The 17,649-nt window shown below is 59.5% G+C and carries 18 protein-coding genes; 10 read left to right on the forward strand and 8 right to left on the reverse strand.

Features of this window, described 5'->3' with window-relative positions:
- Positions 1-77: 77 nt before the first annotated feature.
- Positions 78-1,685, reverse strand: a complete 1,608-nt coding sequence (gene nadB / locus ACTG19_RS17365) for an L-aspartate oxidase (protein WP_005354382.1) — start codon at positions 1,683-1,685, stop codon at positions 78-80.
- Between the two features lie 182 nt (positions 1,686-1,867).
- Here nadB and rpoE point away from each other — a divergent pair, with 182 nt between their 5' ends.
- The 10 genes from rpoE (at position 1,868) to pdxJ (ending at position 10,569) form a co-directional block, all read left to right on the forward strand.
- Positions 1,868-2,449 (forward strand): RNA polymerase sigma factor RpoE, encoded by a 582-nt coding sequence (gene rpoE, locus ACTG19_RS17370; RefSeq protein ID WP_005335411.1) that lies wholly within the window; start codon positions 1,868-1,870, stop codon positions 2,447-2,449.
- Positions 2,450-2,471: 22 nt separating this feature from the next.
- A complete protein-coding gene (locus tag ACTG19_RS17375; protein ID WP_128835004.1) occupies positions 2,472-3,074 on the forward strand; it encodes an RseA family anti-sigma factor in 603 nt (200 codons plus the stop codon).
- Positions 3,075-3,095: 21 nt separating this feature from the next.
- Positions 3,096-4,076 (forward strand): MucB/RseB C-terminal domain-containing protein, encoded by a 981-nt coding sequence (locus ACTG19_RS17380; RefSeq protein ID WP_439989327.1) that lies wholly within the window; start codon positions 3,096-3,098, stop codon positions 4,074-4,076.
- A gap of 93 nt (positions 4,077-4,169) precedes the next feature.
- On the forward strand, positions 4,170-4,631 hold the full coding sequence (locus ACTG19_RS17385) for a SoxR reducing system RseC family protein (RefSeq protein ID WP_257687812.1): 462 nt from the start codon (positions 4,170-4,172) through the stop codon (positions 4,629-4,631).
- A gap of 116 nt (positions 4,632-4,747) precedes the next feature.
- The gene (gene lepA / locus ACTG19_RS17390) at positions 4,748-6,541 is read left to right on the forward strand and encodes a translation elongation factor 4 (protein WP_005335396.1); all 1,794 of its coding nucleotides are present in this window, start codon (positions 4,748-4,750) and stop codon (positions 6,539-6,541) included.
- Positions 6,542-6,544: 3 nt separating this feature from the next.
- The gene (lepB, locus tag ACTG19_RS17395) at positions 6,545-7,468 is read left to right on the forward strand and encodes a signal peptidase I (RefSeq protein ID WP_005335395.1); all 924 of its coding nucleotides are present in this window, start codon (positions 6,545-6,547) and stop codon (positions 7,466-7,468) included.
- Complete coding sequence (rnc, locus tag ACTG19_RS17400; protein WP_005335394.1) at positions 7,469-8,140, forward strand: ribonuclease III; 672 nt, start codon at positions 7,469-7,471, stop codon at positions 8,138-8,140.
- Positions 8,137-9,036 (forward strand): GTPase Era, encoded by a 900-nt coding sequence (gene era, locus ACTG19_RS17405; protein WP_042053921.1) that lies wholly within the window; start codon positions 8,137-8,139, stop codon positions 9,034-9,036. The genes rnc and era overlap by 4 nt, the downstream gene beginning before the upstream one ends.
- Complete coding sequence (gene recO / locus ACTG19_RS17410; RefSeq protein ID WP_005335391.1) at positions 9,037-9,747, forward strand: DNA repair protein RecO; 711 nt, start codon at positions 9,037-9,039, stop codon at positions 9,745-9,747.
- Positions 9,748-9,831: 84 nt separating this feature from the next.
- Positions 9,832-10,569, forward strand: coding sequence for a pyridoxine 5'-phosphate synthase (gene pdxJ, locus ACTG19_RS17415; protein ID WP_005335389.1), 738 nt, complete (start codon positions 9,832-9,834; stop codon positions 10,567-10,569).
- 96 nt (positions 10,570-10,665) lie between these two features.
- Here pdxJ and ACTG19_RS17420 read toward each other — a convergent pair whose 3' ends face one another.
- The 7 genes from ACTG19_RS17420 to agaW all read right to left on the reverse strand — a co-directional run bounded on the left by ACTG19_RS17420 (position 10,666) and on the right by agaW (position 17,645).
- Positions 10,666-11,910 carry a MalY/PatB family protein gene (locus ACTG19_RS17420; RefSeq protein WP_439989328.1) on the reverse strand — a complete coding sequence of 415 codons (1,245 nt, stop codon included), beginning with the start codon at positions 11,908-11,910 and terminating at the stop codon, positions 10,666-10,668.
- Positions 11,897-13,366, reverse strand: coding sequence for a maltose/glucose-specific PTS transporter subunit IIBC (gene malX, locus ACTG19_RS17425; protein ID WP_231499775.1), 1,470 nt, complete (start codon positions 13,364-13,366; stop codon positions 11,897-11,899). The genes ACTG19_RS17420 and malX overlap by 14 nt, the downstream gene beginning before the upstream one ends.
- A 104-nt stretch (positions 13,367-13,470) precedes the next feature.
- The gene (locus tag ACTG19_RS17430) at positions 13,471-14,325 is read right to left on the reverse strand and encodes a tagatose bisphosphate family class II aldolase (protein WP_439989329.1); all 855 of its coding nucleotides are present in this window, start codon (positions 14,323-14,325) and stop codon (positions 13,471-13,473) included.
- Complete coding sequence (nagA, locus tag ACTG19_RS17435; protein ID WP_439989330.1) at positions 14,316-15,515, reverse strand: N-acetylglucosamine-6-phosphate deacetylase; 1,200 nt, start codon at positions 15,513-15,515, stop codon at positions 14,316-14,318. Before nagA ends, ACTG19_RS17430 begins: the two co-directional genes overlap by 10 nt.
- On the reverse strand, positions 15,515-15,955 hold the full coding sequence (agaF, locus tag ACTG19_RS17440) for a PTS galactosamine/N-acetylgalactosamine transporter subunit IIA (protein ID WP_439989331.1): 441 nt from the start codon (positions 15,953-15,955) through the stop codon (positions 15,515-15,517). The genes nagA and agaF overlap by 1 nt, the downstream gene beginning before the upstream one ends.
- A 48-nt stretch (positions 15,956-16,003) precedes the next feature.
- A complete protein-coding gene (gene agaE, locus ACTG19_RS17445) occupies positions 16,004-16,882 on the reverse strand; it encodes a PTS N-acetylgalactosamine transporter subunit IID (RefSeq protein ID WP_139733326.1) in 879 nt (292 codons plus the stop codon).
- Positions 16,872-17,645, reverse strand: a complete 774-nt coding sequence (agaW, locus tag ACTG19_RS17450; protein WP_005354369.1) for a PTS N-acetylgalactosamine transporter subunit IIC — start codon at positions 17,643-17,645, stop codon at positions 16,872-16,874. Before agaW ends, agaE begins: the two co-directional genes overlap by 11 nt.
- Between the last annotated feature and the right edge of the window lie 4 nt (positions 17,646-17,649).

The raw sequence follows: 17,649 nt of genomic DNA on the forward strand, positions 1-17,649 counted from the left end.
GGCACTATTTGCTGAAAAAACAGTGACCCCGCCGGGGCGGGGTCACTGATTGCTGCAACGCTTTACGGGAAGGGGGATTAATCCCGCTCCGGGGTCAGCACGGTCGGTTTGGAGTCCGGCAGCATATCCGGATAATCCAGGTTGTAGTGCAGGCCGCGCGACTCCTTGCGCTGCAGGGCGCAGTTGACGATAAGCTCGGCCACCTGCAGCAGGTTGCGCAGCTCCAGCAGGTTGTTGGAGACGCGGAAGTTGGCGTAGTACTCCTGCACCTCCTGCTTGAGCAGGTCGATGCGGCGCTTGGCGCGGGCCAGGCGTTTGTTGGTACGCACTATCCCCACGTAGTCCCACATCATCAACCGCAGTTCGTGCCAGTTGTGCTGGATCACCACCAGTTCGTCGGAGTCTTCCACCTTGCTCTCGTCCCACACCGGCAGGCGCGGCGGCTCCACACTCATCGGCAGCTTGGCCAGAATGTCTGCACCCGCCTGATGGGCATAGACTACGCATTCCAGCAGGGAGTTGGAGGCCATGCGGTTGGCGCCGTGCAGACCGGTGTAGGTCACTTCGCCGATGGCGTATAGGCCGGGGATATCGGTCTGGCCGTTGTTGTCGATCATCACGCCACCACAGGTGTAGTGGGCGGCCGGCACGATGGGCATCGGCTCCTTGGTGATGTCGATGCCGACCGCGAGGCAGCGCTCATAAATGGTCGGGAAGTGCTTGATGATGAAGTCGGCCGGTTTGTGGCTGATGTCCAGATACATGCAATCCGCCCCGAGCCTCTTCATCTCGTGGTCGATGGCGCGGGCGACGATATCCCGTGGTGCCAGCTCGGCCCGCTCGTCGAACTCCGGCATAAAGCGGCTGCCGTCCGGGCGGCGCAGATAGGCCCCCTCGCCACGCAGCGCTTCGGTCAGCAGGAAGTTGGGGTCATCGGGGTGGAACAGGCTGGTGGGGTGGAACTGGTTGAACTCCAGGTTTGCCACCCGGCAGCCAGCCCGCCATGCCATGGCGATGCCATCGCCAGAGCTCACATCTGGGTTGGAAGTGTACTGGTAGACCTTGGAGGCGCCGCCGGTGGCCAGTGCCACGAAACGGGCGCGGATCACCTCGACCTGCTCGGCGTTGCGGTTCCAGACGTAGGCGCCCAGTACCTTGTTGCCCGGCAGGTTGAGCTTGCGGGTGGTGATGAGGTCGACCGCGTTGAAGCGCTCCATCAGCTGGATATTGGGGTGGGCGCGCACCTGATCGATCAGGGTCAGTTGCACCGCCTTGCCGGTGGCATCCGCCGCGTGGAAGATGCGGCGATGGCTGTGGCCCCCTTCCCGGGTGAGGTGGTACTGGGACTCGCCGTCGGCGTTCTCCTCCTGATCGAAGGGGACCCCTTGCTGAATGAGCCACTGGATGGACTCGCGGGCGTGGCGTGCGGTGAACTCCACCACTGCCGGGTCACACAACCCGGCGCCCGCGTTGAGCGTGTCGCTCACGTGGGATTCGATGCTGTCGGTTTCGTCGAAAACGGCAGCGATGCCTCCTTGCGCATAGAAAGTGGCCCCTTCACTGATGGGCCCCTTGCTCAGAACCAGGACTTTGGCGTGGTCTGCCAATCGCAACGCGAGGGACAAACCAGCGGCACCGCTGCCAATGATCAGTACATCGCAAAGGTATTCAACACTTGCTTTCATAAGTATCATTGGCCTGGATTAAGAACTGGCACCATGGTAGCCCAAGCGAGGGCGAGGATGCAGCCTGCATCACATTTTTTTCAATTGAAGCGAACTTTCTCTGATTCTCCCTGTCTGAACTTGTGCGCTTAGGAAGGGCCGGAAAAGAAAAACGATAACCTGATGGGGGTTTTACGGCTCTGATGAGCGACCAGAATCTACTGGACGAACAGCTGGTTGAACGGGTCCAGCGCGGCGATAAAGCAGCTTTCAACCTGTTGGTAAAAAAATACCAGCATAAGGTGGTCAACCTGGTTGCCAGGTATGTCAACAATCCCGGTGATGTGCCCGATGTGGCGCAAGAGGCCTTTATAAAAGCCTACCGTGCATTGCCGACATTCCGTGGCGAAAGTGCTTTTTACACTTGGTTGTACCGAATTGCCGTGAACACGGCGAAGAATTATCTCACCTCCCAGGGGCGCAGGCCGCCCAGCAGTGATGTGGAGGCTGACGAAGCGGAGTCTTATGGTGGTGGTGAAGCCTTGCAAGAGGTCTCAACCCCCGAAAACCTGGCGCTGACTGACGAGATCAAACGCACCGTGTTTTCAGCCATAGAGGCATTGCCGGAAGACCTGAGGACAGCTATCACCCTTCGCGAACTGGAAGGGCTGAGCTACGAAGAGATTGCCGAAATCATGGATTGCCCTGTGGGTACGGTCAGATCCCGTATCTTCCGGGCGAGGGAAGCAATCGATAAAAAGCTGCAACCTCTGATCGAGAATTAACTGGGGAAAGACGGGTTAACTTATGGCAAATAAAGAGCAAATCTCTGCCCTGATGGATGGTGACCTGAGTGACGCAGAGGTACTGAACGAGCTGGAGATGGACTCCGACTTGCAAGATACCTGGGGTCGTTACCACCTGATCGGCGATGCCATGCGGGGTGACCTGCCGGTCAATCTGCAACTGGATCTCAGTGACAGCATCATGGCTGCGCTGGAGGATGAGCCCACCATACTGGCACCCAAGCCGGTCGAGGCGGCTCCCGTGCTGCAACCTGCCGTTGCGCCGGTCAAGACTGATGCCAATGTGGTTCCGTTGTTCCGCCGTGTCGGTCAGCAGCTGGGTCAATATGCCATCGCAGCGTCTGTGGCCGCTGCAGTTATCTTCGGGGTGCAGCAGTATCAGGGACAAGATGGCGTTCCGGCCAATCCGGTACTCAATACCATTCCAATCGGTGGCAGTGCGGCGCCTGTGAGTGTTCACTATCCGCAACAGGATGGCGCCCGTGCCCGTCAGCAGGGGCTGACCGAACAGCAGATGCAGGAGCAGCGGGAGCGGATCAACGCCTTCCTGCGTGACCACCAGTTGCAGCAGCGCCTGTTGCAAGACAGACAGATCCAACAATAACGAATTGTCAGGGATACAAACGTGCGCCAGTCCAGCTGTATTTTGCTGGCCTCTCTCCTGCTGATTAGTGCCAAGGCCTCGGCCGACGATAAGTCGGCCGAGGCCTTGTTGCAGCAGATGCAGAGTGCCGTGCAGCAACAGAATTTCGAGTTGTCCATGGTCAAGGCCCGTCAGGGGCGTCTTGAACCGATCCGGATCAGCCATGCCGTGATCAACGGCAAGGAAGTGGCCCACCTCAGTTACCTCGACGGCAAGGCGATCGAGTATCTCCAGCGCCAGAACGAATACACCTTCTTTGAAAACAGCCACGATCCCTACACCCTGAAGGATGCCCGCTTCCCCGGCATCTGGTCGACCCTGGTGAAGATGCCGCTGGCACAGGTGCTGGAGAGCTATGATCCTGTGCTGGCCGGCCGCAGCCGGGTTGCCGGTGTGGTGGCGCAGGTGGTAAGGCTGGTGCCTAAAGAGGCCGACAAATATGGTTTCGTGCTCTGGATTGATGAGCAGAGCCACTTGCTGCTGCGGATCGACATGGTCGAGCGGGAAGGCAATCTGGTGGAGCAGGTGCTCGGTGTCGAGCTGGATCTGCAGAGCAAACCGGCCCCCTGGCTGGTGAAGCTTGCCAACAGCAAGCAGCCTCCGGCGCTGGCGCTGGAGGATGCCTATCCGGCGCCACAACAGCAGTTGAACTGGCAGATCACCTGGCTGCCCGATGGCTTCAAGGTGCTGTCGCAAGACCGGCACCAGCTGGTGACCACCAGTATGCCGGTGGATTACATGATGCTCTCCGACGGGCTGGTGGATCTCTCGGTCTACGTCTCCCGGGTCGATCCCAAGCAGGCGGTGCGCCAGCAGCTGATCCGCCAGGGGGCGACCTCGCTGGTGAGCTATGTCAACGAGGTGGGGGTCGAGATCACCGTGGTCGGTGAGGTGCCTGCCGAAACCGCCAAGCGCATCGCCGAGTCGGTCCAGCCGCTGGCCCGCAACGAAGCGGTGCAGTAACGGGGGATGCGGGGTTCTTCCCCGCTTGCCGAGCGTGGCGAGTCGTGGTCAGATCCCCTGATTGTGTGAACCCGAGGTGTTGCCGTGAATGAGATGAGTGAAGAGCTGGCGACCGTGGTGGCCATTGAGGGTGACCATGCCTGGGTGGAGTGCGAGCGTCGCTCCGCCTGCAGTGGTTGTCAGCAGCAATCCAACTGCGGTACCGGCACCGTGGCCAAGGCGTTTCCCCTGAAAGCTCCCCGCTTGCGAGTCAGGCTGACCGCCGAGGTGCGGGTTGGCCAGCAAGTGAGGCTCGGTATCCCGCAGGAGAGCCTGCTACGCGGAGCGGCGCTGGTCTATGTGCTGCCGCTTTTCTGCTTGCTGGCCGGAGCCCTGCTGGGGCAACTCTGGCTGGCGCCACTGCTCTCGGGGGGGGAGGGGATCACCATCCTCTCCTGCCTGCTGGGGGGCTCTATCGGTTTTTTACTGGTTCGTTACTTTTCCAACCGCCTGGATCAGGGGCGCTACGGCCCGCAGATGCTCGGCGCTGTCGTCCCTGTCCGCATCCTCCCCTGACTGAACAGGCGCTATTTCACTGGCGCTGGCGACTAAAGAATGGCCGTCAGCCGGGTTATCCAGTAAAATCGCGCCTCCATAACTGACCTTAACTAATTTTGAGTGACTCTTGCTCGATGAAACACATTCGTAACTTTTCGATTATTGCGCACATCGACCACGGTAAATCGACCCTGTCGGACCGTCTGATCCAGACTTGCGGTGGCTTGTCCGACCGCGAGATGCAGGCTCAGGTGCTTGACTCCATGGATTTGGAGCGCGAGCGCGGCATTACCATTAAAGCACAGAGTGTGACCCTGAACTACCAGGCACAAGACGGTAACACCTACCAGCTGAACTTTATCGACACCCCGGGCCACGTGGATTTCTCCTACGAGGTCTCCCGCTCTTTGGCGGCCTGTGAAGGGGCGCTGCTGGTGGTGGATGCCGGCCAGGGGGTTGAGGCACAGACTCTGGCCAACTGCTATACCGCCATGGAAATGGATCTGGAAGTGGTGCCGGTGCTGAACAAGATTGACCTGCCGGCCGCGGAACCCGAGCGGGTTGCCGAGGAGATCGAAGACATCGTCGGTATCGACGCGGTCGATGCGGTGCGCTGCTCCGCCAAGACCGGTCTGGGTGTTGATCTGGTGCTGGAAGAGATCGTTGCCAAGATCCCGGCACCGGAAGGTGACCCGGATGCCCCGTTGCAGGCGCTGATCATCGACTCCTGGTTCGACTCCTATCTGGGGGTTGTCTCTTTGGTGCGGATCAAGAACGGTTCTTTGAAGAAGAACGACAAGATCAAGGTGATGAGCACCGGTCAGGTGTGGGGTGTCGATCGTATCGGTATCTTCACACCAAAGCAGGTGGATACCCAGGGGCTGGGCTGTGGCGAGGTAGGTTGGGTTGTCTGCGGTATCAAGGACATCCACGGCGCGCCGGTGGGCGATACCCTGACTCAGGCCAAAAACGGTGCCGACAAGGCGCTGGCTGGCTTCAAGAAGGTGAAGCCGCAGGTTTATGCGGGTCTGTTCCCCATCTCCAGCGATGACTACGAGTCGTTCCGTGACGCCCTCGACAAGCTCTCCCTGAACGATGCCTCCCTGTTCTTCGAACCGGAGAGCTCCACGGCGCTGGGCTTCGGCTTCCGTTGCGGCTTCCTCGGCATGCTGCACATGGAGATCATTCAGGAGCGTCTGGAGCGTGAATACGATCTGGATCTGATCACCACGGCGCCGACCGTAGTGTACGAGATCGAGCTGACCGACGGTTCCACCATCCATATCGACAGCCCGGCCCAGATGCCCGCCATCACCAGCATCAAGGAGATGCGCGAGCCGATCGCCGAGTGTCATATCCTGCTGCCGCAGGAGTACATGGGCAACGTGATCACCCTCTGTATCGAGAAGCGTGGCGTGCAGACCAACATGGTCTATCACGGCAAGCAGGTGGCACTGACCTATGAAATCCCGATGGCGGAAGTGGTGCTCGACTTCTTCGACCGTCTGAAATCCACCAGTCGCGGTTACGCCTCGCTGGACTACGGTTTCAAGCGTTTCGAAACTTCCGACATGGTCCGTCTGGATATCATGATCAACGGTGAGCGCGTCGATGCCCTGGCCATCATCACCCACAAGGACAACGCCCAGTATCGCGGTCGTCAGGTGGTGGAGAAGATGCGTGAGCTGATCCCGCGCCAGATGTTTGATATTGCCATTCAGGCGGCCATCGGCAACCAGATCATCGCTCGCAGCACTGTCAAGGCTCTGCGTAAAGACGTAACCGCCAAGTGCTACGGTGGTGACGTGAGTCGTAAGAAGAAACTGCTGAACAAGCAGAAAGAAGGTAAGAAGCGGATGAAGTCCCTCGGCCGTGTCGACGTGCCGCAGGAAGCCTTCCTCGCGATTCTCCACGTCGGAAAGGATTAATAGATGGCAAGCACGTTTTCCCTGATCCTGGTGGTGGTCTGCGCGATCACCGGTGTTATCTGGTGTCTGGACAAGATGATTTGGTCCAAGCAGCGCGCCGCCAAGATTGCCGTGGCTCGTGCCCATGGCGGTGCCCACCTGGATGAGAAGACCCTGGCCAAGGTCGCCCCCGTACCGGTCTGGATTGAACAGACCGCTGGGGTCTTCCCGGTCATCACCTTTGTGCTGATCCTGCGTTCGTTCATTTTTGAACCGTTCCAGATCCCGTCAGGTTCCATGATGCCCACCCTGCTGGTGGGCGACTTCATCCTGGTGGAAAAATTTGCCTACGGTCTGCGGGACCCGGTGACCAACACCAAGTTCCTCGAGACTGGCGAGCCCAAGCGTGGCGACGTGGTGGTGTTCAAGTATCCCCTTGAACCGCGCGTTGACTACATCAAGCGGGTGGTCGGCATGCCGGGTGATCGGGTCATCTATCGCAACAAGGAGCTGATGATCCGGCCCAAGTGCGAAGAGCAGGAAGGGAAAACGTGTCCGGGCTTCAAGAAGCTCGACGTCAAGTTTGAACAAAGAGGCGAATTTACCCAGATGGGGATCCCCCTTGATCGCTATACCGAGCAGTTGGGCGATGTCTCCCACGAGACCCTGCGCAATCCGCTGATGCCCGACATGGTTGGCCGTTACTATCGCCAGCCCGGCACCTACCCCGACGAGTGGGTGGTACCGGAAGGCCAGTATTTCGTGATGGGCGACAACCGCGACAACAGCACCGACAGCCGCTTCTGGGGTTTTGTGCCCGAGCAGAATCTGGTCGGCAAGGCGGTCGCTATCTGGATAAGTTTTGAATTCGAGCGCGAAGAAGGCTCCCTGCTGCCAAGTTGGGTACCGACAGGTGTGCGCTTCAACCGCATTGGCGGAATCAAGTAAATGAATATCAAGATGAACAGACTGCAGTCCCGTCTCGGGCATGTTTTTGCGGATCTGGAACTGCTGACCCGGGCGCTGACTCACCGCAGCGCCGGTTCCCGTCACAATGAGCGACTGGAATTTCTGGGTGACTCCATTTTGAGTCTGGTGATTGCCGACGATCTGTTCCACCGCTTCCCGCAAGCGGCGGAAGGGGATCTCAGCCGGATGCGCGCCACCCTGGTGCGCGAGAAGACCCTGGCCGAACTGGGCCGGGAGTTCGACCTCGGGGATCACTTGATCCTCGGTCCCGGCGAACTCAAGAGCGGCGGTTTTCGCCGCGAATCCATTCTGGCCGACACGGTCGAGGCGGTGATCGGTGCCGTCTATCTGGATACCAATCTTGAGACGGTGCGGACACTGCTGCTGAGCTGGTATGCCAGCCGCCTGGAAGAGATCAAGCCGGGCATCGAGCAGAAAGATCCCAAGACCCGTCTGCAAGAAATTTTGCAGGGAAGCCGCAAATCCCTGCCGACCTACACCGTGACCAATGTCAAGGGCGAGGCCCACAACCAGGAGTTCACCGTCCAGTGTGACGTGGAAGGTCTGGATGGTCCCCTCGTCGGGGTCGGCACCAGCCGTCGCAAGGCCGAACAGGCCGCGGCGCAGCAAGCATTGGAAAAACTGTCATGACAGATACCACCTACTGCGGCTTTGTCGCCATCGTGGGCCGCCCGAATGTGGGCAAGTCCACCCTGCTCAACAAGCTGCTTGGCCAGAAGGTCAGCATTACCTCGAAGAAGCCCCAGACCACCCGTCACCGGATTTTGGGGATCGACACCGAGGAGAACTACCAGACCATCTATGTGGATACCCCGGGTCTGCACATTGAAGAGAAACGGGCCATCAACCGCCTGATGAACCGTGCCGCCACCAGTTCGCTGGGTGATGTGGCCATGGTGGTGTTCATGGTCGACGGTACCCACTGGACCAAAGACGACGAGATGGTGCTGGGCAAGCTGCGCAATCTCAAGTGCCCTGTGGTGCTGGCGGTCAACAAGATTGACAACGTTAAAGAGAAAGAAGATCTGCTGCCCCACCTCGAGTGGTTGGGCCAACAGATGAACTTCGCCCATATTCTGCCCATCAGTGCCGAAAAGGGCACCAACGTGGAGAAGATCCGTGAGTGGGCCAAGGATCTGCTGCCGGAAAACGTCCATTTCTTCCCGGAAGATTACGTGACTGACCGCTCCTCCCGCTTTATGGCCTCCGAAATCATCCGCGAGAAGCTGATGCGCTTCACCGGTGAGGAGCTGCCCTACTCGGTGACGGTGGAGATCGAGCGCTTCAAGGTGGAAGAGAACGGCCTCTACCACATCCACGGCCTCATTCTGGTCGAGCGCGATGGCCAGAAGAAGATGGTCATCGGCAACAAAGGTGAGAAGATCAAGACCATCGGCACCGAGGCGCGCCTCGATATGGAGCGTCTGTTCCAGAACAAGGTGCACCTCGAGCTGTGGGTCAAGGTCAAGTCGGGCTGGGCTGACGATGAGCGCGCCCTGCGCAGCCTCGGGTATGGTGACGACTGATTGCTGACCCCGGCTTTCGTCATCCACAGTCGGCCCTATCGGGAGACCAGCCAGCTGGTCGAGGTCTTCACCCAGGATAGTGGCCGATTTACTCTGGTGGCTCGCGGTTCTCGCGGGCCACGCTCCCCTCTCAAGGGGTTGCTGCAACCCTTTACCCTGCTCACCATCGCCTGGCGCGGCAAGGGTGATCTCAAGAACCTCACCCAGGTCGAATGCCCGGATCACTCCCTGCGTCTCGGCGGCGATCGTCTCTTCTACGGCCTCTATCTCAACGAGCTGGTTTACTACCTGCTGGAAGCGCACACCCCGTTCCCTGAAGTGTTCGATGCCTATGCCCGTGCCATCATGGCGCTGGCCGACGGCGAGACGCCGGAGCTGCCGCTGCGCCGCTTCGAGTTCCTGCTGTTGCAGGCGCTCGGCTATGCGGTGGATTTCGAATACACGGCGGACGACGAGTCGCCCATCGAGCCGACCTTGCTCTATGGCTTCGAGCGTGAATTGGGCTTTGTTGCTTGCGAGCGGGCGCCGGATCCCCGTACCCTGTTTCTCGGTGCCCACCTGCTCGCCTTTGCCGAGGGACGTTTCGATACCCCTCCCTTGCTGCAGGCGGCCAAACGTTTCAGCCGATTGGCGTTGCAACCCTATCTGGGCAAGCGCCAGCTAAAGAGCCGGGAGCTGTTTTTAAAACGCAAAGCCAGCATGCAAGGCTGACACAGATTACAGACATACGGATATTGGCGCGGGGTGAATCGCTGACCGCGCAGTCAACAGATGAAGCCTTTCAAGGAGTTCTCAATGAGTGAAATCTATCTGGGTGTGAACATCGACCATATCGCCACCCTGCGCAACGCCCGTGGCACCCAGTATCCGGATCCGGTACAGGCCGCGTTCGTGGCCGAGCAGGCCGGGGCCGATGGCATTACCGTGCATCTGCGTGAAGATCGCCGCCACATCACCGACCGCGATGTGGAGATCCTGCGCCAGACTATCCAGACCAGAATGAACCTGGAGATGGCGGTGACCGAAGAGATGATCGGCATCGCCTGCCGCATCAAACCCCACTTCGTCTGTCTGGTGCCGGAGAAGCGCACCGAGGTGACCACCGAAGGCGGTCTGGACGTGGCCGGTCAGCTGGACAAGGTGACTGATGCCGTTGCCCGTCTTTCCGCTGTCGGGGCCCAGGTTTCGCTCTTTATCGATGCCGATCCCATCCAGATCGATGCGGCTGCCGAGAGTGGTGCCCCCTTTATCGAGATCCACACTGGCCGTTATGCCGATGCCACCACAGATGCCGAGCGCAACGCCGAGTTCAAGCGCATCGCTGCCGGTGCCTCCTATGCCGCTGGCAAGGGCTTGAAGGTCAATGCCGGTCACGGCCTGCACTACCACAACGTCAAGGCCATCGCCGCCATCCCCGAGCTCTATGAGCTCAACATCGGCCACGCCATCATCGGTCGTGCCGCCTTCGATGGTCTGGCCAAAGCCGTGAGCGACATGCGCCTGCTGATGCAGGAAGCCCGTCAGGGGATCTGATGCTTCGGGCACTGGCAACGCACAGTGGCCATATGAAACAAAAGGGACGCCATGGCGTCCCTTTTGTTGTTTCTGCCGATGGGAATATCGCACTCGTCAGACCTGCTGCTGCGCCCATCTTCCCAGACGTTGCAGCGCCTCGCCGAGCAGCTGGCGGGAGGTGCCTATGTTGATCCGCACATACTCTTCGCCATCGCTGACGTAGTGGGAGCCATCTTCTATGATGACCCCCGCTTCGACTGCCCACCTGCGGGTCACCTCGCTTGCGCTCATTCCGCTCCCTTTGGTATTGACCCAGACCAGATAGGAGGCATCCATCGGCATGACTTGGAAGTCGGGCAGATTCTCCCTGAAGTAGCGCGCCAGCAGGGCGTAGTTCTCTCTCAGATAGAGATTCAATTCGGCCAGCCATGCATCGCACTCGTTATAGGCGGTGATAATTCCCCAGAGCCCGAACACATTGGGAGAGGTGATGGAGTTCTGCTCAAGGCGCGCTCTGAAGCGGTTTCTTATCTGCGGATTTGGAATGATGCTGTAGGAGGTTTTCAATCCGCCCAGATTGAATGCCTTGTTGGGCGAGCTCATCAGCATCATGTTGTTGCAGTAACGCTCCTCCAGTGCCAGAAAGGAGACGAACTCGCCATGGATGATGTGCTCTGCATGCACTTCATCGACCATCATCAACACCTGATGGCGCAGACAGATGTCGGCAACGGCTTCCAGCTCGGCCTGACTCCAGATCCTGCCCGACGGGTTATGGGGCGAGCAGAGAAAATAGATTTTGGGCTTGTGGCTAATGATCTGCTCCTCCAGCTTCGCCAGATCGATCCGGTATCGTCCTTTGTTCAGGGCTAACGGGTTGGCGACAACCTTGACCCCCTGCCTTTCGGTCGCCTTGGCAAAGGGATCATAGACAGGGGTGTTCATGATGATGCTGTCACCCGGCTGGCAGAATGCCTGCACCGTGTAGTGCAGGGTGGAGACGGTACCATAGGAGAGGGTGATCCACTCCCGTTCCACCGCGACCTTGTGGTGGCGGGCCTGGAAGTTGATGACCGCCTCGTAGAAATCATCGATGCAGTGGGTGTAGCTGAAGGTGCCCCAGCTGATGATTTCGCTGAACTTGCGAGCCACAGCCGGCGGCGATTTGAAATCCATATCGGCAATCCACATGGGAATGCTGTCGGCGGGAACGGGGCCAAAGCGGCTCTCGATCACTTTCATATCCCACTTGCGGCATTTGTCGCTGATGCGATCTGCCAGCTCGTCGAAACGGGAGGATTGCAAGTCGGCAGAGGGGGTTGGGAGGCGCAGGGCCTCCCGATCTTTACAGGAGAGCATCGAGATTATCCTTCACGGTTTGAACCTGAGCGCCAATGATGACCTGCACGCTGTGCTCGTCGATCTTGACGACGGAGAGGGCGCCAGCCTGTTTCAGGATCTTTTCCTGCAGCTTGCCCATATCGTGTACCACCAGTCTCAGCCGGGTAACGCAGTTGTCCAGGCTGACGATATTTTCCTTGCCACCGAGGGCACTCAGGATCACGGCTGGGTCATGTTTCGCAATCTGGATATCATCGACCTCATCCCTGCCGGGGGTCTTGATGTCATATTTCTTGATGTACCAGTAGAAGACGGTGAAATAGATGGCAGACCAGATGAGGCCAATGGGAATTATCAGATACCACTTGGTTTGCCAGCCCTGCATGATGCCGAAAATAAGCAGGTCGAGTGCACTGCCATCGGTATTGCCGATGGTGACGCCACACATGGCCACTACAAAGAGCGCGGCGCCGGTCATAAAGACATGGAACAGATAGAGTACCGGCGCGACAAACAGAAACAGGAATTCGATGGGTTCGGAAATACCGGTCACGATAGAGACCAGTACCCCGGAGATAATCAGGCTCTTGATTCTGGTTCGATTGCCGGGCGTGGCTGCCATATACATGGCTAACGCTGCGGCAGGCAGACCGAATATAAAGGTCGGCATAAACCCTTGCGACAGGAAGGCGGTTGCTGCCGGGCTGATGGGTTCACCCGCTTTCAACTGGGCGAAGAAGATATTGAGAGCGCCGGAAATGGTTTCGCCATTGACCAGCTCGGTGCCTCCTGCCGGGGTGAAGCGCACCATGGCCAGCATGATGTGGTGCAGACCGAGCGGTTTGAGCAGGTTGATGGCCACTCCGTAGAGGAAGGCGCCAAAAGAGCCGGCAGAGATGATCATGTTGCCGACCGCAGTAATACCGAGCGCCACATAGTGCCAGAAGAGCGGCATGGCGAGACCGATCAGTGACATGACCAGCACAGTGATAATGGGCACGGAGCGCAAGCCGCTGAAGAACGAGAAGGCGTCGTGCAGTTTGAGGTTATAGAAACGGCGATGGATGAAGTAGGTCACGATCCCTGACACTATGCCACCCAGCACACCCATGGAGAGGGTCTGAACCCCCATCACCATGGCTTGCCCCGCCAGTTTGATATTTTCCGGCGAAGCCAGTTGATTGGTACTGGCGAGATAGAAGTTGATCCCGATATTCATCGCCATATAGCCGACGAAACCGGAATAGGCCGCGACACCCTTGTTCTTTTCGGTCAATCCCATCGGAATGCCGATGGCAAACATGATGGGCAGATAGGTGAAGCCGAAGCTGCCTACGGTTGCCACCAGATTGAAGACGAGCTGGGTATATTCCCCACCAAGAAAAGGAAAATTATCTATGGTGGAGGGGCTGGTAATGGATGATCCCACTCCCAGCAGTAATCCCATGAATGCCATCAGAGAGACGGGAAACATAAATGTTTTCCCCAAACTCTGGGCAAATTCCCATACCTTATTTCGCAAGGATGCGCGAGCCATCATTATTATCTCCCAGACCTGTTACCGTAATTTTATTGTTATCAAATCTTGTTATTGCTCATGCACATACGGATTTTCGTCTCGACGACTTCCTCCATGGCTGCCATGGCGGGCACCAGATACTGGCGCGGGTCGCTGGCATCCGGATGAGAGCCAAGGAAGGCTTTCATCGCATCGGCGAAGGCGATCTTCAGTTCGGTCGCAACGTTGACCTTGCAGATCCCGAGCTCGATGCAGCGGCGCACATCGGCTTCCGGTACGCCTGAGGCGCCGTGCAGCACCAGCGGAATATCCACCTGCTCGCGAATGGCGGCGAGGCGGGCAAAGTCGAGGCGGGGCTCCTCCTTGTAGAGGCCGTGGGCGGTACCGATGGCCACCGCCAGCGAGTCGATACCGGTGCGGCGGACAAACTCGGCAGCCTTGAGCGGATCGGTAAATTTGGCGTGAGCGGCATCGACGATGAGGTCATCCTCCTGACCGCCCAGCTGACCCAGCTCCGCTTCGACGCTGGCCCCCATGCGGTGGCAGAAGGTGACCACGCTGCGCACCTTCTCGATGTTCTCTTCAAACGGAAAGTGCGAGGCATCGATCATGGCGGAGCGAATCCCCGCTTCGACCTTGCTGTGGATGTCCTGCTCGTCTTCGTGGTGATCCAGATGCAGCACCAGCGGGATACGGTACTCATGGGCCGCGGCCTGACAGATGGAGACCAGATAGTCGACCCCGGCATGGCGATAGGTGCCCGGGGTGCCAGCCAAAATCACCGGAGATCGCATGCGAGCGGCGGTGCGAGCCACCACCTGCACGGTTTCCAGGTTGTGGATGTTGAAAGCCGGTACGGCGTAGCCGCGGCGCTGGGCATCTTTGAGCATTTCATGGGAAGAGATCAGATACATAGTGACTCCTGAGCGTCCTGATTGACGCGAGATCCTGAGAAAAGGGAGGAGAGCTGGGTCGGGTTTATCTCCCGGCCAGCCACCCAGATGTGTTGTTGATTGAGTTCAGTGGTGAGGGCGAGCAGGTTGGCCTGTTTGCCAACTGCCAGTGAACCGAGACGATCGGCAATGCCGAGCATCTTTGCTGGTGCCAGCGAGGCCATTGTGATGGCTTCATCGAGCGGCACATCCGCCAGCTGCACCATGTTGCGTACGGCGCCAAGCAGGGTGAGGGTGCTGCCCGCCAGACCGCCGGTTTCGGTGCGTACCACGCCGTTTTTCATCTCGACCCGATAGTTGCCAAGCAGATAGTGACCGTCTGGCATACCGGCGGCGCGCATCGCATCGGTAACCAAGAGCAGGCGCTGGCCGGCACAGCAGTGACAGAGCTTGAGCACGCTCGGGTGGAGATGATGGCCATCGGCGATCAGCTCCAGCCAGGCTGCGGGATGGACAAGGCCCGCACCGACCATGCCGGGTTCGCGGTGGTGCAGGCCGCGCATGCCGTTAAAGCAGTGCACCAGCCCGGAGGCGCCCGCTGCCAGTGCCGCCATGGTGGTGTCGTGATCCGCCGCCGAGTGGCCCAGCATTACCCGCACGCCGTTTGCGGCAAGATGGTGAATGGCCGCGATGGCGTTGGGCTTTTCCGGTGCCAGCGCGACCACCTTCAGGCTGCCGCGCGCCAGCTGTAGCAGATGGTTCAGCTCGGCAATATACAGCTCACGGAACAGCGCCTGATCGTGGGCGCCCTTGTTGTCCGGAGTGAAGTAGGGGCCTTCCAGATAGCAGCCGAGCAGCTCGGCGCCCGGCATGCCGCGGGCAACGCCATCGGCAATCCGAGCAAGTGTTTGCTCTATCTCGGGGAGTGGGGCGGTGACCGTGGTGGCAAGGAAGGCGCCGACCCCTTCTGCCGCCTTGGCCATCGACAAGGTTGCCAAGGCATTGTCCTCGCTATCCATGACATCGACGCCTGCACCGCCGTGGACATGACCGTCGATCAGCGCAGGCACCAGCAGCTCGACATCTCGCGCCGGATCGCCATCCGTGATGGGGTCGATGGCGGTGATGATGCCCCCTTCATGGGTCAGCTCCTGATGTTCCAGCCAACCCTGTTCGGTCAGCAGGCGACGGGCACGGATCCGTGAGGTCATCAGATGCCCTCCTCGGCGAGAGCGACATCTGTCTGACGCTCTTTACCCATCTCATCTGCCAGCGAGGTGAGCCCCCGGTGGCCACAATCAAGGGCCTGCCGGCGGAATTCACGGGCGCTGAGGCCATCGCGCTCCAGCGCCATCTCCAGCAGCAGTTGCAGGTTGGTACCGGTAATAACCTCCCGCTCTGGCTGGTGCAGTGAGAGGGTTGAGGCGACCCGAAACGGGGTGCCGCCGAGCAGGTCGGTCAGGAAGACCACGCCATCCCCCTTGTCGACCTCTGCCAGCGCCGCTTCGCACTGTGCCTGCAGCTGGGCGGTGGTGGAGCTCTCGGGAAAGTCGATGGCGATAACCGCGTCCTGTTCGCCGAGGATCTGCAGCATGGCGCGCTCCAGACCGCTGGCGAAACCGCCATGACCACAAATGATGATGCCCAACATAGTCTGTTCCTTTACTGCAAAGGGGGCCGGCTTGCTGCCGGCTCCGGATTAGAGGAAACCGGCGAACTTGCCGACGATACCGAGTACCACCGTGATGACGATGAGGCGCAGCGGGCTCCAGCCTTTGCGGATCAGGGCGTACATCGCCAGGGTGTAGAGCAGCGGCAGGAAGGCGGGCATCAGCTTGTCGAGCACATCCGCCTGCAGTTTGACGACAGCATCACCGGCAGTGATCTCCAGCGTGGTGCCAAGACGCACATAGGTGGCGACCAGCGCGCCGATCACCGTCATACCGACGATGGAGGCAGCATGGCCCACCTTGCGGGTATTGGCCTTGATGACCGGAATTGCCGCCACCCCCATGCGGTAGGCGTAGTGCGCCAGACCAAAACGCAGGCCGAAGTGAACCACGTTGAACAGCAGGAAGAAGACTACGGCACCCATGATGGAACCTTGCAGCGCCAGATCTGCCCCTATGCCGCCGCAGATGGGGAGCAGGGTGAGCCAGAACATGGCATCGCCAATCCCGCCGAGCGGTGCGCCTACGGCAATCTTGGTGCTCTGGATGCTGTTGACGTTCTGCTTGGAGCGCTCCATCGCCAGCACGATCCCCATCACGAAGGTGACCAGGAAGGGGTGGGTGTTGAAGAAGCCCATGTGCCCTTTCATGGCCCGGGAGAGATCCCGCTGATTGGTGTGGATCTTCTGCAGTGCCGGCAGCAATCCATAGAGCCAGCCGGAGGCCTGCATCCGCTCATAGTTGAAGGAGGCCTGCAGCAGCAGGGAGCGCCAGGCAAAGCGGTTGATATCCTGCTTGGTCAGCTCGGCGCCAAGCTGCTGATCTTCATAGGTGTCGTCGGATTGTGGCCGGGTATTGTGCGGTTCGGCGCTGGAGATGATCCGCGCAGCTGTGTTGTTAGATGCCATCTTCGGTTTCCTCCTGAACAGGACGAGCTTGCGGGGTGGTGGTGCGCATGAAGTCGATCAGGGCCATGGCCAGCGCGGCGGCGGCGATGGCCAGCACCGGCAACTGGAGCCAGGCGGCAGCGACGAAACCGAGGATGAAGTAGGGGATATAGACGTTCTTCATCATGATCTTGAGCAGCACGGCAAAACCGATGGCGGGCATGATGCCGCCAGCAACGCCGAGGCCATCGATGAGGCGGGCGGGCAGCACGTCGATGGCTGCCTTGGCATGTTCGGCCCCGAAGTAAGTGGGCAGGAAGGCACAGAGGAAGTAGAAGGTGCCCAGCGCCAGCAGCGCCAGGTAGTTGACCCGCTCGATACCGCGCACGTCAGCCGCTTCGGCCATGCGATCGCAGCGGGACATGACCCCCGACATCACCGAGAAGAGGAAGGTGATCCCCATCTGCACGGCCACGGCGAAGGGAACGGCAACCCCGACCGCCACATCCGGCTTGACCCCGGTGGTGATGGCGAAGGTGGCGCCGACTATGGTGCCGATAATGACGTTGGGCGGTTGCGCCCCCGCCAGCGGGGCCAACCCCATCCAGACCAGCTCCAGGGTACCGCCCACCAGAATGCCAGTGGGCAGGTCGCCGAGGATGAGGCCAACCAGCGGCCCCAGCACCACGGGACGGTGGAAGTGGGTCAGACCGTTGAACAGGTCGAGTCCGGCGAAAAACGCCAGGATGCCAAGCAGCAGACCTTGTAACAAACTGATTTCCATCACA

Source organism: Aeromonas sp. 3P (assembly GCF_051919745.1).
GTDB lineage: Bacteria > Pseudomonadota > Gammaproteobacteria > Enterobacterales > Aeromonadaceae > Aeromonas > Aeromonas veronii.

Bases quoted from the DNA above. Each gene is read 5' to 3' on its own strand.
- ACTG19_RS17430 (WP_439989329.1), bottom strand. From the start codon at position 14,325: ATGTATCTGATCTCTTCCCATGAAATGCTCAAAGATGCCCAGCGCCGC.
- agaF (WP_439989331.1), bottom strand. From the start codon at position 15,955: ATGTTGGGCATCATCATTTGTGGTCATGGCGGTTTCGCCAGCGGTCTG.
- rnc (WP_005335394.1), top strand. From the start codon at position 7,469: ATGAATATCAAGATGAACAGACTGCAGTCCCGTCTCGGGCATGTTTTT.
- agaE (WP_139733326.1), bottom strand. From the start codon at position 16,882: ATGGCATCTAACAACACAGCTGCGCGGATCATCTCCAGCGCCGAACCG.
- nadB (WP_005354382.1), bottom strand. From the start codon at position 1,685: ATGAAAGCAAGTGTTGAATACCTTTGCGATGTACTGATCATTGGCAGC.
- agaW (WP_005354369.1), bottom strand. From the start codon at position 17,645: ATGGAAATCAGTTTGTTACAAGGTCTGCTGCTTGGCATCCTGGCGTTT.
- ACTG19_RS17375 (WP_128835004.1), top strand. From the start codon at position 2,472: ATGGCAAATAAAGAGCAAATCTCTGCCCTGATGGATGGTGACCTGAGT.
- lepB (WP_005335395.1), top strand. From the start codon at position 6,545: ATGGCAAGCACGTTTTCCCTGATCCTGGTGGTGGTCTGCGCGATCACC.
- lepA (WP_005335396.1), top strand. From the start codon at position 4,748: ATGAAACACATTCGTAACTTTTCGATTATTGCGCACATCGACCACGGT.
- era (WP_042053921.1), top strand. From the start codon at position 8,137: ATGACAGATACCACCTACTGCGGCTTTGTCGCCATCGTGGGCCGCCCG.
- ACTG19_RS17420 (WP_439989328.1), bottom strand. From the start codon at position 11,910: ATGCTCTCCTGTAAAGATCGGGAGGCCCTGCGCCTCCCAACCCCCTCT.
- ACTG19_RS17385 (WP_257687812.1), top strand. From the start codon at position 4,170: ATGAGTGAAGAGCTGGCGACCGTGGTGGCCATTGAGGGTGACCATGCC.
- malX (WP_231499775.1), bottom strand. From the start codon at position 13,366: ATGTTTCCCGTCTCTCTGATGGCATTCATGGGATTACTGCTGGGAGTG.
- rpoE (WP_005335411.1), top strand. From the start codon at position 1,868: ATGAGCGACCAGAATCTACTGGACGAACAGCTGGTTGAACGGGTCCAG.
- nagA (WP_439989330.1), bottom strand. From the start codon at position 15,515: ATGACCTCACGGATCCGTGCCCGTCGCCTGCTGACCGAACAGGGTTGG.
- pdxJ (WP_005335389.1), top strand. From the start codon at position 9,832: ATGAGTGAAATCTATCTGGGTGTGAACATCGACCATATCGCCACCCTG.